Raw genomic sequence first — 15,691 nt, 5'->3', positions numbered from 1 at the left:
ATGTTTTTATCCTTAAAAAAGACAGAAAGGATTTTCAACCCTAAATATCCCTATAGGTTTTTAGTAATCTCTCGGCAGCCATAAATGGAGTAATCTCTCCTTTCACGACCTGGTTTTCCAATTGCTCAAGTGAATTGGAAATTTCTGGATTTTCATGAAAGTCCTTTAGTAAGGAGTTTTCTAAATGACGTTTAAACCAATTTTTATTTTGATGTTGTCTGGCTCGCTCAAAAAAACCGCTTTCCCTGTTTTGAGCTACATAGTTTTTTATGCAACTTAAAATTTCTTTTAAACCTTTGTTTTTGAGGGCAGAGCAAGTGAATACCTCAGGAGTCCAACCACTTGCTTTTGGCGCAAAAAGGTGTAAAGCTCTTTTAAATTCGGTTGCAGCTAATTCGGCCGATTTAATATTATCCCCGTCGGCCTTGTTTATAGCAATGGCATCTGCCATTTCCATAACCCCTCTTTTTATACCTTGAAGTTCATCTCCGGCTCCCGGAAGTTTTAATAATAGAAAGAAGTCTACCATTTCCCTTACGGCCGTTTCACTTTGACCAACTCCCACAGTTTCAATGATTATAGTATCATATCCAGCGGCTTCCAATAGAATAATTGTCTCTTGGGTTTTACGGGCAACGCCTCCTAAGGAACCCCCAGAAGCCGAGGGCCTAATAAAAGCATTCGGGTTTTTGGACAACGCTTCCATTCTGGTTTTGTCGCCCAGAATACTCCCTTTGGTCATACTACTAGATGGATCTACGGTAAGTACAGCCAATTTTTTTCCATCATTAATAAACAACTTCCCAAAGGCTTCGATAAACGTACTTTTTCCAACACCTGGAACTCCAGTAACTCCAATTCTTATTGAATCGGCTCTATGGGTTATACATTTTTCAAGAAGTGTATTCGCCAGTTTTTGATGCTCTCTTCTTTCGCTTTCTACCAAGGTAATTGCTTTGCCCAGGATAGAGGTATTATTGGACAGTACTCCTTTGGTCAAACTTTCAATAAAGTCTGAGTCATTCTTCTTTTCAGAGCTGTTTTCTTTAGATTTAATGGTAGTACTGTTAGGATATTGCTTATTTGCTTATAGGTATGTTTATTATGGTATCATCCCATGAAAGACTTAGATATAACTGCTCATTTTTGGAAAAGTCTATAGTGAATTCTTCAATGGGTTCCATGGCCTTTCTTGAGGGTACCTCCACATTAACTATATCTTCACTAGCATCTCTTGTTGTTTGGGTTCCATTACCAAAAAAAGTCACACCCCAATTTGGGACTTCCTTATTAAAGATGACCTTCCAACTATCTTTGTTCGGAATGGTCCAAAGTGAGTACGTTCCTGCAGATAGCGGTTTGTCGATGATTTTTATGGCTTCACTTGTTGTAAAGGTGGTGGGCTCATTTGCTCCTGTTCTCCAAACCTGGTTAAATGGGACCAGGTCTCCGAAAATATCCCTGCCTTTTTTCGATGGACTGGAGTAGTGTACAGCAAGTTCGGCACCTTTCAAGGTAAAGGTACTCGTCCGCTCCGGGCTGTATTTTTTAGTTTGATTTCTTAGATAGGGCAAGCCTACATAATAAAATAAGCCGAACAATACCAATAAAGCGATTACCAGTCTTTTCAAAAATTTCATGGGTACTTTGTAGCTTAATAGATTTGGTAATTCTAAGGTAGTAAATCAAACTTAAAGATGGTAATGTTGTTATAGGTTTCACCAGGTTTTAAAACGCTATTGGGAAAGTCGGGTTGGTTGGGTGCATCTGGATAGTTTTGTGTTTCAAAACAAATTCCTGGAAAATCCAAAGGAGTGTATACAACAACTGAAGGTTGGTTCGTATACACCTTCATAGAAATTCCGGACTTATTGGAGTGTAGTTCAGCTACTTTTTCATTTCCTATATCTTTCACATACGGCGTGTCTAATCGTTGCACGCCTATTTCCCTTGGCAACAAAAAATCATAGCTAGTTTTTCTAACCGGTACAATATTACCTGTGGGAAGTAGGTTTTCTTCGGTTTCCAAATAATAGGGGCAATTGAGCTGTAACTCGCATTCGTCTATGTAGGGGCTATCGTCCAACTTAAAATAGGAATGGTTGGTTAAATTTACCACAGTGCTTCTGTCCGTAACCGCTTCATGTATAATTTGCAGGGCATTACCCACTAGCTTGTAGGTAACGTTAACGGTTAAATTTCCAGGGTATCCTTCTTCCAAATGTTTGCTCCGGTAGGATAACTTTATCATTGGATGGTCCGAGTAGGACACTTCTTCAATATTCCAGTATTTTTGATGAAAACCCTCCTTGCCCCCATGTAAGTGAACACCTTCCTCTTGGTATAAAAGGAATTTCTCACGATCCAATTCAAAAATGCCATTGGAAATACGGCCGGCATACCTTCCTACACAAGCACCTAGACAATTTTCATCCAGCCTATACCTGCTGGGATGATTATAACCAACAACCGTATTGGTATAGTTGCCATCCTTACCCTTTACCAATAATTTTTGAATGGTTGCACCGTAGTCCAAGACCATTAGCGTTATAAATTTATTGGAAATCGTAACTTGTTTCAAGCGAAAAATTTAAAAAAGATTCGTAAAAATAAAAGTTTTTTGCAACATCACTTTTTTTCTTTCGTCTTTAAAATAACAACAACTAAGAACAAACACCAAACCGACCAATGTTTCAATTAGACATTGTAGAAAAATGTAAGGCAAATGACCGTTCCGCACAGCTAAAACTGTACCGGCAGTATTGTGACGGAATGTACTGTGTCGCCATGCGTTTTTTGAAGAATGCCGACGACGCGGAAGATGTATTGCAAGAGGCCTTTGTAAAGGCCTTTCAGAAAATACATCAGTTTAAGGGGGAAGTAACTTTTGGTGCTTGGCTAAAGCGAATAGTGGTGAATAAATGCATAGATTTTTTAAAATCCAAAAAGGAACAGACTATAGCCTTGGACGAGAGTTATATGAGTCCCGTAGAGCATGATGACTGGACCATTGAGGAAGGAATTGGGATGGACGATGTTAAAGAGGCCATTGTGAAGTTATCCGAAAAATATAAATATGTAGTTATGATGTATTTAGTGGAAGGTTTTGACCATAAGGAGATATCTCAGGTATTGGATATAACCGAAACGGCATGTAGAACACGATTATTAAGGGGAAAAGGACAATTGAAGGAATTGTTGCAATCGAAAAAATATGAAATGAGGCGCAACAATTCTTAAAATACAATAAAAACGGTCGGTGGTGAATGGTGTTTGACCAAAAAAACAAAAAAATAGCAGATGAAACAAGATCTTATAAAATTATTTAAAAAGGAGCGGGAGGAACAAAGTTTTGAACTTAAGAAAGGACATGAAGCCCGATTTCTATCCAAGCTGGATGAGGCACTGCCAGTAGAAAAAAAATCGCTTTGGAATATCTGGAAAGTTGCTGCCTCAATTGTGGTTCTTTTAGGTTTGGGAATGATTGGCTACTTACAATTTTTTAATACGGAGGATATTCCTACTACCATAGTGGATAAAGGGGGACCTATTGAAAAAGACAATACATTTTCTTTTGGTGACCTTTCCCCTGATCTGAAGAAAGTTGAAAACTATTATGTGGCCAATATCAATATGGAGCTTTCAAAGTTGGATGTATCTGCAGCGAATAAGGAGCTTGTTGACAGTTTTATGGAACGTTTGACCGAACTCAATTCTGAATATGAGAATCTAAACAGTGAATTGAACGAATTGGGCCCCAATGATCAAACAATATCGGCCCTTATAGAAAACCTACAATTAAGATTACAGTTATTACAGAAGTTAAAAAAGAAGTTAAATCAATTAAAATCATCAAAAAATGAACAGATCACCGAAAATAGTATCTAAACAACTCATCATTGTTTTAGGATTTTTAATCAGCACGTTCGGCGTCTTTGGCCAGAAGGAAAGTAAGACCTACAAGGAAAGCTTTAATGTGGATAAGGATGCCGTTTTGGACATCAATACCAGTTATGCGGATATTGAGTTTGAAACATGGAATAAGAATGTGGTAGAGATAGTCGCTACCGTGGAGTTGGAAGGGGCCGAAAAAGAAGAGTCAGAAAACTACTTTGAAAGCGACCCTATTAAAATTTTGGGTAATAGCTCAAGAATTGAAATCACATCTACTTCAAAGAGATTTGGCCTTTTTGGACCCCAGGATGTTGAGTTTGAATTTAGGGATTTGGATATTGAAATTCCCGAAATCGCTCCTTTTGTGGTTGAAATTCCAGAGATTGCCCCTTTTCCTGAAATAGTTGAAATGCCACCCTTACCGCAAACAGAAGCTTTTAAGTTTGATTATAAGGCCTATCAAAAGGATGGTGAGGAATACATGAAAAAATGGCAAAAGGAATTTAAAGAGAGTTTTGATGAAAAGCATCAAAAACGATTGGAAGAATGGGCCGAACGTATGGAAAAGCGGGGTAAAGAGATGGAAAAACGTCTTGAGGCCCAGGATAAACGAAGAGAGGAAATGGAGAAAAAAAGAGCTGAAATAGTAGAGCAAAGGATAGAGATCAGGGAAGTACAACAAGAAGCCAGGGAAGCCCAAAGAGAAGCAAGACGTGAGATGATGGAGCTCAGGGAGAAGCATGAAGGTCCCAGTATATTTTATTTCTCTACAGACGGGGAAAACAAGAACTATAAGATTAAAAAAACCATCAAGATTAAGATGCCCAAGTCTACCAAGATAAAGATGAATGTAAGACATGGAGAGGTTAAATTGGCTGAAAATACTAGGAACTTGAATGCGACTTTGTCGCATTCAAGCCTTTGGGCTACGACCATAGATGGGGATGAAACCCAAGTGTCCGTATCGTATTCGCCAGTAAACGTACGCAACTGGAACTATGGTCAATTAAAGACCAACTATTCCAAAGATATAGCGTTAAGCGAGGTTCACACCTTACAGTTACAGGCCAATTCTTCTCATGTGACCATAGATAAATTACTGAAAAAGGCATTTATAAAGAATGATTTTGGCCCCTTGAGAATTTTATCAATTGCCAATGATTTTGAGGAGCTGGATGTCTCCTTAAAAAACGCGGAACTTAATTTTAAGTTACCTGCTACAGCCACTAATATTTATATCAAGGGAACAGCCTCTGATATGGTTTTGCCCAAAAATTTAAAATTGAAAGAGACAAAAAATGGGAACACTAAAATACTTAAGGGACATAGTATTGCCGAAAATGATAATCGCTCTATTGTTATCACTTCTGATTTTAGCGAAGTAACCGTTGAGTAGTCTATTTTTTTAATACTAAAGTCCCAAAGATATCTGCATTTATCCATCCTTGATTTTTGTCCTCTCCTGGAACGAAAACAGATCCAATAAAATTTTCCCTTTCCGTACTATGATCATTGTCACAATAGGCCAAGGCAAAACCTATTCTTTTCTCTTGTTTTAATTCCTCAGGATTGTTTTTTTGTCCTTCTTGATAGGTGTCATCATAAACCCGTATGGCCAACTCCCAAGTGGTTAAGTTATCCACTGTAGTGTGTTCGGAGGTGATATGCCCATTATAAAGTTTTGGATTTTTGTCCGGTGCTAAATCAACAACATTACCATCTAAAGCGACATGATATGCAAAGGCATTATGGTTATACTGATGCAGCCCTCCCGAATTGTCCTCATCAATAAAAACCTCTACGCAGTCATCGTTCCAATAAAGTTTGAGGGGATCTTTGGTTCGATCTAAAAGCGTGTCGTCCGTAATTTCTAACAATACATATAGCGCATCCCTGTTCCATGTCAACTTGTACCTGCCATTAAAATCAGCATGTTCATAGGGGCCGCCCATCCAATTTTGGTCCAGTGGTAGCCATTCATTGAGCTTCCAAAGTGTTTCTTTGGATTCTCCATCAATGGTTGGTGGTTCGTCTGTATGCGAAACTTCAATAATGTTGGTGTCCTTTTTCGTTTCATGCCTGTTACAAGAAAAGGACACCAACACCATTATTAGGGCCAGTATACATCTCATAAGTCAATAATTTGGGGTTTATTCAATTAAATATACAGAAATTCCTATTCGTTGTAGGAATTTTAGTATAATAAACAATCCATCCAAAAAATGACCTTTTTTATAAAAAGTTTATTTCTGCTATAACTTGGGCTCCCAACCTGGGGCATATTCTCTTTTCCAGAAATTCATGGCCATTTCATTGTTCAATACTTTTCCAGTGGAGTTGTCTATTTTTAGGGTCTCACCAGCATCTTGAGCCATATTTCCCAAATGACATAGCATCGTGGAAATACTTGCATCCTTAATATCCGCATGTAGACTTTCATCCGCTCTTATGGCTTTAAAGAAGTTCCCTACATGGTTAACATCCAGTGATCCTTCCCCTCTAGTGTTGGTCGTTTCACTGGAACCACCCTCTTTTTCTTCCTTTATGAGGTTGCCTTGAAGGTCGTACAATTGATAAAAATTCCGATCTAACATAATAGAGCCTTCACTACCATAAATGGTGATACCCCTACCGGGTCTTTTTGGCTTGAGAACACCTCTGCTATGACCGGTCCAAGTAATAAACTTATCATTGTCAAAAGTATAGGTGACCTGCTGGTTGTCCACGAATTCCCAATCATCATCGTAGGTGTATTTACCGCCAAAGGAGGTCACGCTATTGGGTAGGTCCACTCCAAGTGCCCAACGACAAATATCGATTTCATGGGTGCCATTATTATGAATTTCACCGGTACCCCAATTTCTGAACCAATGCCAGTTGTAAGGATGTACGTTGTCTTTATACTTTTCCCTTAGGGCAGGTCCTTGCCATAATTCCCAATCCAATGTCTTCGGCACCTCTATCACCTTACCATTACCAATAGAGCCGCGGTTGTTCGAATAATAGGCTTCGCCTTTATAGACATCGCCAATTACACCTTCCCTAATATCCTTTATAGCGCTTATGGAGGTAAAAGCCGAGCGCTGCTGATTTCCCATCTGCACCTTCTTACCATATTTTTTTTGTGCCGCCACCAATAGTTCATTCTCATGTGGATTATGGCTACAGGGTTTTTCCACATAAACATGCTTTCCTGCCTGTAAGGCCAAAATTGCCATTGGGGCATGCCAGTGTTCAGGGGTGGCAATAAAAACGGCATCCACCTTTTTATCCTCTAACATTTTCCTAAAGTCTTTTTCAACTTTTGGGATGTACCCAATATTTTCTTGACACCAAGCATTGTGCTCTTCCAAGATAACATCATCTACATCGCAACTGTATAAAATTTTTGCATTTGGATCTTCGTTTATGGCTTTTACGTGTGCCTTTGCCCTGCTTCTTACACCTATTACCGCACAATTAATTTGATCATTGGCACCCAATATATTACCATAGGACGAAGAAGGTAATACTAACCCTCCTAGGGTCACTGCAGCGGTACCTGCCGTTGTTTTTTTTATAAAGTTTCTTCTTGTTGTCATTGCCTATTCTTTTGTGATTGGTTTAATTTTTATGTTTTTAAAGGAAACTCTATCGCCATGGTCCTGTAATAGAATATGACCGGTTTCCGATTCTCCAAAATTTGGCCAGGTTACATATTTACTTTCGGACACTAATTTTTTGTATTCGTCGCTGCCCCGTTCATACTCCAACACCTTCATACCATTCAACCAATGTTCTACATGCCCATCCTTAGAAATGATATGTGCGGTATTCCATTCGCCAATGGGGTTGATGGGTTTGTCTTCGTCCGCTTTTATTAGATCGTAGAGCGAAGCTACGGTCCTACTGCCTTCATGATTGCCCAATTTGGCATCAGGATGCCGTTCATCATCTAAAATCTGATATTCCAAACCAATGGAAGAACCTGGTCCCTTGTTGAGGTCCGTATCTACATAATATTTAATCCCACTATTGGCCCCTTCTGTAATTTTAAAATCCAATTTAAGTTCAAAATCGCCATAGAGTTCTTTGGTGACAATGTCACCTCCCGCTGCGGACTCTTCCCCTCCTGATGAAAGTACCGTAAGGATACCATCGTTTATTTCCCAGCCTTTTTCGGGGAATTCATCCAAACGGGCTCCACGCCATCCTTCGGTCGATTCTCCGTTCCAAAGCATTTGCCACCCGTTTTTTGCTTCATCGACACCCAAGGCGTTTTTGGTTATAATTGGGGGGACCGGAGTTTCCTTGGAATACTTCGAAAGACTGTCGGTCAATATTTTGATATTTTTCCAAATAATTTCAGTTCCTTCTTGTTGGTCTTCCCCAATACTATGGACTTGCAGGGCTATAAACCCTTCAGATGTTCTATCATCGATAAGATGAGCGGCAGGTACCCCATTAATCCATGTTTTTAAGGTATCCCCAATGGCTTCAACTCTATAATGATTCCAATCGTTTTGTTTAAATGCCTTTTGGGCTTCGGGGTTTTCGGTCATAGGATTTAGCCATCCCCTTCTGGCCTCATCATAAATACCAGCGCTCCAGGCCCTATCCGAAGGATCTATTTCAATTTGATAGCCATGAACTCGTCCGTCCATATAATGTGGATAGCTGTTGCTGCGGATTTGTATGCCCGAATTCATGGTGGAATCGACCATATAATCCAATTCCATAATAAAATCCCCGTACATTTTGTCCGTGGTCATAAAGGAGTTTGGGGTGTTGTGGACTGTACTCCCTACCACACTATTATCCCGAATCGTATAATTTGCCTTTCCTCCTTTTTGAGTCCATCCGTTTAAAGATTCCCCATCAAAAAGGGATACCCATGGAGTGTCATCGGTAGGTTCCTGTTTGCAGCATATAAAAAGGAAGGCGCAAATAAATACTACGGAAAACTTTAATTTTTGTTTTGTCATTGTTGTTAAATTGGTTTTATAAAAAAAGCGTCTTGTTAAAGACGCTTGAAGATAGTAAATTTTAAGGGTTTTTAATTAGAAGAACCCACTTCCAATTCCATCGTTTGGTTAACCGGGATTCCATCATCGGCCAGTCCCTCTACCTTTATTAGGTAATTGCCCGGGTTATCGCCGGTAAAGAAATCGAGCTTCGTTGCCCTGTCCTTTTTCAATTGAATATCGGGTTGCCAGAACAGCGTGGAGCGGTAGTCCGGTTTTTCGTGCTCCTTTTTGTCCACAGAATAGTTTGGGACATAGAATTCCCTTACCTTGTTAAAGCCTATAATCTTGGTGTCGATAATATCAGGTATTTTCTTTTGAAAAATTTTATTTTCAAATAAGATTGGTCGTTTGGTATAAAACGCAATAATGCCATTAGCACCCCTTGAGCCAAATATTGAAGCACCCGGACCTCTAACGACATCCACAAACATAATTTCATTTGCCCTAAATCCATTTAACGTACTTTTGCTAACGGGTATAAAATCAATAAGATATAGTGGTTCGTTACTTGCGTATATTGAAGTTCTACCGCTTACAGCCGAAAATCTTGAATATCGAAGTAATTCCAAAGCAGAAAGTGTTTCGGTACCTTGAATTGAGTCTACATGAATACGGTAGGTAAATGGACCTGAGGTGATTTGCGCGTAATCAGTTTGTCTAGTAATCTCATGATTTCGTAAAATACTTATATTCACTTTCTTCCCTCTAACCTTGGCCTCGTCGAGTAAGTTCACTTTGTCGGGATCGAAGGTAAAGTCCGCCACCTTTTGCCTGTAGGCATTGGCCATGTAGTCGTTGTTGGGTTCCACGTGGCGCGTTTCCCGATATTGTATTTTTCTGGGTGCGGGCATATTTTCTGGGTAGGGGGCGTCCAGTAAAATGTCCAAGACCTTCGGTCTTTTACCGAAACCCTCGGCCTGCAGGATGGCGTCCACGCTGTCCTGGAAGAAAAAGGACCCGAAGGCGAACCTTCCGTTGTTGTCGGTGGAATCCTTGTCGTAGACCAGGTCCTCGCCCATCAGGGTAAGGCTGGCCAGGCTTTTCCCGAATTTTTCATTATCGTAATAGTTAACGGCCCTTCCGCTGATGGTAATGCCCTTTTCGGGCGGGAACCGAAGCTTCTTGCTTGTCTTTTTCTCCAAAAGTTGCGACCATTTGAACCTTCTCCACCCGTGTGTGAGCATCAGGGCGTCCAAAAGCTGTTTTCTGTCCTTGGAGGCATTCCTGAAAAAATACCCGGCATCGGGAACGGTCGCCCCCACATCGGAGTCGAGCAAGAGCCAACTGCGTATATCGCCGGAATATTCGGAGGACAGGGCGTTTTTGGAAACCACGCTCATGGAGAACTCACCTTCCAAGGACTTGCCCTGGGAATCTGTAAGGGCCAGGTCCACTTGTACCCGGTCCCTTGTTCCGTAGCTTTTCCTGTCCGTATCTATGGAAAGCGATGCGCGCTGATCGGGATTTTCCACGAAGAAGAGCCGTTCGCTCACGGGCTCGCCCTTGGCCGTGAACAGGGTGAACTGTGCCACTCCTTCCTTAAGCTGATCCGGATATATTTTTACTGCATGTTCCTTTGTCCCGTACCCGTTAACCACCTGTTTCAGGAAGACCTCGCCCCTTAGGTGGCCCAGTAAAAGTGCTCCTTGCAGTCCGTCCGACAGGTTTGTGGCCACCTGTACCAGGATATGTTCCCCCCGGTCCGTAACGTTGAGCAGATATCCTTCGGGCATGGCCCTGGGCAGTTCAAATTCACTATCGGTTGCCTCTCCGTCCAACCGTGCGTAATAGGTCTTTCCGGAGAGTGGTCTGAGGTTGACCACGCCCAGGCCGAATTCCCCGCTTCTGAAATCCGCGGCCACGTTGCCGTCCTGGTCCACGATTGTTCCCTGCAAGGCCAGTCCGTTCCCTTGGCCATCGGTGACCTCAAGCCCCAGTTTGGAGCTCATTCCGGTGACCAGCTGCCCGCCCTCGGGGAAGAATCGGACCTTGGTCTTCGAAACCCCTTCCTTTTCGTCGACTACGTCCGTTACTCCTGAATTAGTGCTGTTCTGTGGAATCCCTGCGACATCGCCCTTGGTCATTTGTTGCATCCAAATAGGGATTTTCTTCTCGAAGAATACAGGTTCTTCCTCGTTGAGCATATATTTGGTATAGGCCCTTAGGGTGTATTCTCCCTGTGCCAGTTTTTGTTCCAGCTGTATTTCTCCTTCTGCGCCCAGATCGCTTACGAACTGTTTTCTTCGCTCCAGGATGTTTCCTTCGGAATCTATCAGTTCCACATATACGACCTTGCTCTTATCACTGGCCCTGTGGTCTATGCCGTCCACGAGATAGGTCTTGAACCATATGGTCTCCCCGTTGGTATAGAAATCCTTGTCCGTATGCAAGTAGGTCTTCTCAGGTCTTTCGTTCTTGCTATAGAGCAGGAGCTTCCCTAGGATGTTCTTGACCTGCATGCTTTCCTGTACGGGCGTATCGAAGGAAAGAAGGCCCATTATACAGAGACAGGCCAAAAAGAGAAAAGGACGTAATTTTTTCATGGCGAAGGGTTTACGTCCTTTAAAATACTAATTTTTTTACAATTTATTAGTTAGAGGAATCCACTTCCAATTCCATTGTCTCGCTAACCGGGACTCCATTAACGGTCAGTCCCTCTACCTTGATCAGGTAATTGCCGGGGTTATCCCCGGTAAAGAATTCTAGTTTGTTGTCCCCTTCCTTTTTTAGCATTATGTTGGGCTCCCAGAGCAGGGTAGAGCGGTAATCGGGCTTTTCATGTTCTTTTCTGTCCACTGAATAATTAGGGGTATAGAATTCCCTTACCTTGTTGAAACCAATAATTTTGGTATTGATGATACCGGGAACATCCTTCGTCTCATCCCCCAAATAAATTCCCTTTTTGGTATAGAAGGCGATAACTCCGCCTGCACCCCTGACACCCCATAACGTGGCATCTGGACCAGTGACGATATCCACAAATTGAATTTCATTAGCTCTCATCGAGCTTATAAAATCTGGGCTTGCAACTACACCATCTACTAGATATAACGCACCTGTCCCAGCATTTACTGAAGTAATTCCCCTTCTGAAAGAATATCTTGAATATCGAAGTAATTCCAAAGCAGAAAGTGTTTCTGTACCCTGAATTGAGTCCATATGAACTCTGTCTGAAAACTGGCCAGTTGTCATCTTAGCATCCATCTGTTCGGTTAAAATTCTGTTTCTAACATCTCTCGGATTTGGTCTTTTGGCCGTGACGGTCGCTTCTTCAAGTAGGGTCACTTTGTCGGGATCGAAGGTAAAGTCCGCCACCTTTTGCCTGTAGGCATTGGCCATGTAGTCGTTGTTGGGTTCCACGTGGCGCGTTTCCCGATATTGTATTTTTCTGGGTGCGGGCATATTTTCTGGGTAGGGGGCGTCCAGTAAAATGTCCAAGACCTTCGGTCTTTTACCGAAACCCTCGGCCTGCAGGATGGCGTCCACGCTGTCCTGGAAGAAAAAGGACCCGAAGGCGAACCTTCCGTTGTTGTCGGTGGAATCCTTGTCGTAGACCAGGTCCTCGCCCATCAGGGTAAGGCTGGCCAGGCTTTTCCCGAATTTTTCATTATCGTAATAGTTAACGGCCCTTCCGCTGATGGTAATGCCCTTTTCGGGCGGGAACCGAAGCTTCTTGCTTGTCTTTTTCTCCAAAAGTTGCGACCATTTGAACCTTCTCCACCCGTGTGTGAGCATCAGGGCGTCCAAAAGCTGTTTTCTGTCCTTGGAGGCATTCCTGAAAAAATACCCGGCATCGGGAACGGTCGCCCCCACATCGGAGTCGAGCAAGAGCCAACTGCGTATATCGCCGGAATATTCGGAGGACAGGGCGTTTTTGGAAACCACGCTCATGGAGAACTCACCTTCCAAGGACTTGCCCTGGGAATCTGTAAGGGCCAGGTCCACTTGTACCCGGTCCCTTGTTCCGTAGCTTTTCCTGTCCGTATCTATGGAAAGCGATGCGCGCTGATCGGGATTTTCCACGAAGAAGAGCCGTTCGCTCACGGGCTCGCCCTTGGCCGTGAACAGGGTGAACTGTGCCACTCCTTCCTTAAGCTGATCCGGATATATTTTTACTGCATGTTCCTTTGTCCCGTACCCGTTAACCACCTGTTTCAGGAAGACCTCGCCCCTTAGGTGGCCCAGTAAAAGTGCTCCTTGCAGTCCGTCCGACAGGTTTGTGGCCACCTGTACCAGGATATGTTCCCCCCGGTCCGTAACGTTGAGCAGATATCCTTCGGGCATGGCCCTGGGCAGTTCAAATTCACTATCGGTTGCCTCTCCGTCCAACCGTGCGTAATAGGTCTTTCCGGAGAGTGGTCTGAGGTTGACCACGCCCAGGCCGAATTCCCCGCTTCTGAAATCCGCGGCCACGTTGCCGTCCTGGTCCACGATTGTTCCCTGCAAGGCCAGTCCGTTCCCTTGGCCATCGGTGACCTCAAGCCCCAGTTTGGAGCTCATTCCGGTGACCAGCTGCCCGCCCTCGGGGAAGAATCGGACCTTGGTCTTCGAAACCCCTTCCTTTTCGTCGACTACGTCCGTTACTCCTGAATTAGTGCTGTTCTGTGGAATCCCTGCGACATCGCCCTTGGTCATTTGTTGCATCCAAATAGGGATTTTCTTCTCGAAGAATACAGGTTCTTCCTCGTTGAGCATATATTTGGTATAGGCCCTTAGGGTGTATTCTCCCTGTGCCAGTTTTTGTTCCAGCTGTATTTCTCCTTCTGCGCCCAGATCGCTTACGAACTGTTTTCTTCGCTCCAGGATGTTTCCTTCGGAATCTATCAGTTCCACATATACGACCTTGCTCTTATCACTGGCCCTGTGGTCTATGCCGTCCACGAGATAGGTCTTGAACCATATGGTCTCCCCGTTGGTATAGAAATCCTTGTCCGTATGCAAGTAGGTCTTCTCAGGTCTTTCGTTCTTGCTATAGAGCAGGAGCTTCCCTAGGATGTTCTTGACCTGCATGCTTTCCTGTACGGGCGTATTGAAGGAAAGAAGGCCCATTATACAGAGACAGGCCAAAAAGAGAAAAGGACGTAATTTTTTCATGGCGAAGGGTTTACGTCCTTTAAAATACTAAATTAAAATAACAATTAAGCCAAATGCTTAATGCGCTCCCTCTTTTAGATAATCGCCAAAATTCTCTTTAAATCGATTTAATCTAGGAATGGATACATTTCTTATATAGGAGTTGTTGGGATGTTTCTTTTCATAGTCTTGATGATAGTCCTCCGCATCATAGAACTTGGTAAATGGAGTTACTTGAGTGGTTATCGTTGCTCCACTATATACATCTTGATCCTTTAGTGCTTGAATGTAGCTTTCTATAATTTTCTTTTGTCTCTCATTTTTATAGAAGGCTATAGATCGATATTGTGTGCCCCGGTCAGGGCCTTGACGATTTAATGTAGTTGGGTCGTGCGATCCAAAAAATACTTGGACCAATTCTACAAAGGAAATAGTTTCTGGGTCATAATAGACCTCTACCGCTTCTGCGTGTGTTGTTTGTCCGCGCCCCACCATTTCGTAAGTAGGATTTTGCTCCTCACCACCTGCATATCCGGAAATGACCTCTTTAACCCCTTTCACACTTTCAAAAATAGCTTCTACACACCAAAAACATCCACTGGCAAAGTACGCCGTTTCATATTTGCTTAAATCCTGAGGACTCAATTTTTTAATATCCTTTGATTCCTCAATGGTATTCGGGGTGTTTTCTGAAATTTTATTTTGCTTGGTTTTGGATTGACAACTGGTAACCATCAACACGGTTAGGCAAAGTAGGGAGATTTTAAATAGTTTCATCTTTTGTTTCTTTTTCACAATTAGTAGGTAAATTACAAAGTACTTACCCCATAAATGGTTAAAAAATGTTAAGGATTAGAAAATGTCACCTTATTTTTAGGTAATGAATACACTTGAACATATACTGACTAATTTTTCTGACCAGTCAATTCCAATACTTGAAAATACCCTGCCCATTCAATCGTATGTTCCTTTAGATTTATCCGCTGATAATACGGAATTGAAGGATTTCGATATTACAGACCCGGAAAGTTGTCAGTCCTATATTGATAACATTTTAAAAAGTAAGGCTGGGAAAGTTGCCTACGGTGGGTATTTGGAAGTTAGAAACCTTTATAAGGATAAGTCTGGTTTCAATCAGAATTTCGGGGAACCTAGGAATATTCATTTAGGAATTGATTATTGGGCTACGGAAGGAACAGAAGTCTTCACTCCCCTCAACGGGGTCGTGCATAGTTTTAAAAATAATAGTAATGTTGGGGATTATGGACCAACGATTATCTTGGAACATTCGTTGGAGGATTTTGTCTTTTACACCCTTTATGGTCATTTGAGCTTGGAATCGCTAGTAGGATTGTCGATTGGAAAAAAGTTTGAAGCCAAAAGTGTTTTAGCAACTTTAGGCAACCCCGAGATTAATGTGAACTACGCGCCACATCTTCATTTTCAAATAATAAAAGATTTGCAGGGCAGTAGGGGGGATTACCCTGGCGTATGTTCCAAGCAGCAGCTAGATTTCTATCGGAATAATTGTATTGACCCCAATCTGTTATTGAAAATAAGGTAGTAATATCCGATTAAAAACACATTTTTTCCGGTAAGCTGTTTTTTACCCCTCGGTCGTTTATCGAACTAAATCTACACTTGGTCCGAATCGTTGTCGGATAACGAGAAACGCGTGTTTTTCAACGAATCGCCACCCCCCAAAATACACTTGCGGT

At 42.3% G+C, this 15,691-nt stretch carries 13 protein-coding genes; 4 read left to right on the top strand and 9 right to left on the bottom strand.

Annotated features, from left to right (window positions below; translation table 11 throughout):
- Window positions 1–40: 40 nt before the first annotated feature.
- From meaB to PP182_RS16360, 3 genes are read right to left on the bottom strand one after another with little or no spacing between them, the layout of a single operon-like run.
- Window positions 41–1,057, bottom strand: coding sequence for a methylmalonyl Co-A mutase-associated GTPase MeaB (gene meaB / locus PP182_RS16370; RefSeq protein ID WP_272652544.1), 1,017 nt, complete (start codon window positions 1,055–1,057; stop codon window positions 41–43).
- Window positions 1,058–1,079: 22 nt separating this feature from the next.
- Entirely contained in the window at window positions 1,080–1,640 is a 561-nt protein-coding gene (locus tag PP182_RS16365; protein WP_272652341.1) for a DUF2911 domain-containing protein, read from the bottom strand.
- 32 nt (window positions 1,641–1,672) lie between these two features.
- A complete protein-coding gene (locus PP182_RS16360) occupies window positions 1,673–2,581 on the bottom strand; it encodes an aldose epimerase family protein (protein WP_272652340.1) in 909 nt (302 codons plus the stop codon).
- 107 nt (window positions 2,582–2,688) lie between these two features.
- On the opposite strand from PP182_RS16360, the gene PP182_RS16355 reads away from it, so the two are divergent.
- The 3 genes from PP182_RS16355 to PP182_RS16345 are packed head-to-tail and all read left to right on the top strand — an operon-like array spanning window position 2,689 to window position 5,290.
- Window positions 2,689–3,240, top strand: a complete 552-nt coding sequence (locus tag PP182_RS16355; RefSeq protein ID WP_272652339.1) for an RNA polymerase sigma factor — start codon at window positions 2,689–2,691, stop codon at window positions 3,238–3,240.
- A 60-nt stretch (window positions 3,241–3,300) separates the two neighbouring features.
- Complete coding sequence (locus PP182_RS16350) at window positions 3,301–3,888, top strand: hypothetical protein (RefSeq protein WP_272652338.1); 588 nt, start codon at window positions 3,301–3,303, stop codon at window positions 3,886–3,888.
- Window positions 3,860–5,290 (top strand): hypothetical protein, encoded by a 1,431-nt coding sequence (locus tag PP182_RS16345; protein ID WP_272652337.1) that lies wholly within the window; start codon window positions 3,860–3,862, stop codon window positions 5,288–5,290. The genes PP182_RS16350 and PP182_RS16345 overlap by 29 nt, the downstream gene beginning before the upstream one ends.
- 1 nt (window position 5,291) lies before the next feature.
- Here the strand turns inward: PP182_RS16345 and PP182_RS16340 are convergent, their stop codons facing one another.
- The 6 genes from PP182_RS16340 to msrA all read right to left on the bottom strand — a co-directional run bounded on the left by PP182_RS16340 (window position 5,292) and on the right by msrA (window position 14,750).
- Window positions 5,292–6,026 carry a sugar-binding protein gene (locus PP182_RS16340; RefSeq protein WP_272652336.1) on the bottom strand — a complete coding sequence of 245 codons (735 nt, stop codon included), beginning with the start codon at window positions 6,024–6,026 and terminating at the stop codon, window positions 5,292–5,294.
- Between the two features lie 120 nt (window positions 6,027–6,146).
- The gene (locus tag PP182_RS16335) at window positions 6,147–7,475 is read right to left on the bottom strand and encodes a Gfo/Idh/MocA family oxidoreductase (RefSeq protein ID WP_272652335.1); all 1,329 of its coding nucleotides are present in this window, start codon (window positions 7,473–7,475) and stop codon (window positions 6,147–6,149) included.
- Between the two features lie 3 nt (window positions 7,476–7,478).
- Window positions 7,479–8,858, bottom strand: coding sequence for a 3-keto-disaccharide hydrolase (locus PP182_RS16330; protein WP_272652334.1), 1,380 nt, complete (start codon window positions 8,856–8,858; stop codon window positions 7,479–7,481).
- Between the two features lie 71 nt (window positions 8,859–8,929).
- A complete protein-coding gene (locus PP182_RS16325) occupies window positions 8,930–11,443 on the bottom strand; it encodes a hypothetical protein (protein ID WP_272652333.1) in 2,514 nt (837 codons plus the stop codon).
- A gap of 46 nt (window positions 11,444–11,489) precedes the next feature.
- The gene (locus tag PP182_RS16320) at window positions 11,490–13,994 is read right to left on the bottom strand and encodes a hypothetical protein (RefSeq protein WP_272652332.1); all 2,505 of its coding nucleotides are present in this window, start codon (window positions 13,992–13,994) and stop codon (window positions 11,490–11,492) included.
- A 57-nt stretch (window positions 13,995–14,051) separates the two neighbouring features.
- Window positions 14,052–14,750: a peptide-methionine (S)-S-oxide reductase MsrA gene (msrA, locus tag PP182_RS16315; protein WP_272652331.1), complete on the bottom strand. Its 699-nt coding sequence runs from the start codon at window positions 14,748–14,750 to the stop codon at window positions 14,052–14,054.
- Between the two features lie 103 nt (window positions 14,751–14,853).
- Between msrA and PP182_RS16310 the strand changes: the two genes are divergently transcribed.
- Window positions 14,854–15,537 carry a peptidoglycan DD-metalloendopeptidase family protein gene (locus tag PP182_RS16310; RefSeq protein ID WP_272652330.1) on the top strand — a complete coding sequence of 228 codons (684 nt, stop codon included), beginning with the start codon at window positions 14,854–14,856 and terminating at the stop codon, window positions 15,535–15,537.
- Window positions 15,538–15,691: the final 154 nt, after the last annotated feature.

Origin of the sequence: Maribacter sp. PR1 (assembly GCF_028464145.1) — a bacterium.
Classification (GTDB): Bacteria; Bacteroidota; Bacteroidia; order Flavobacteriales; family Flavobacteriaceae; genus Maribacter.
The sequence above is the reverse complement of the archived record's forward strand: the minus strand, read 5'-3'. Positions and strand labels throughout refer to the sequence as shown.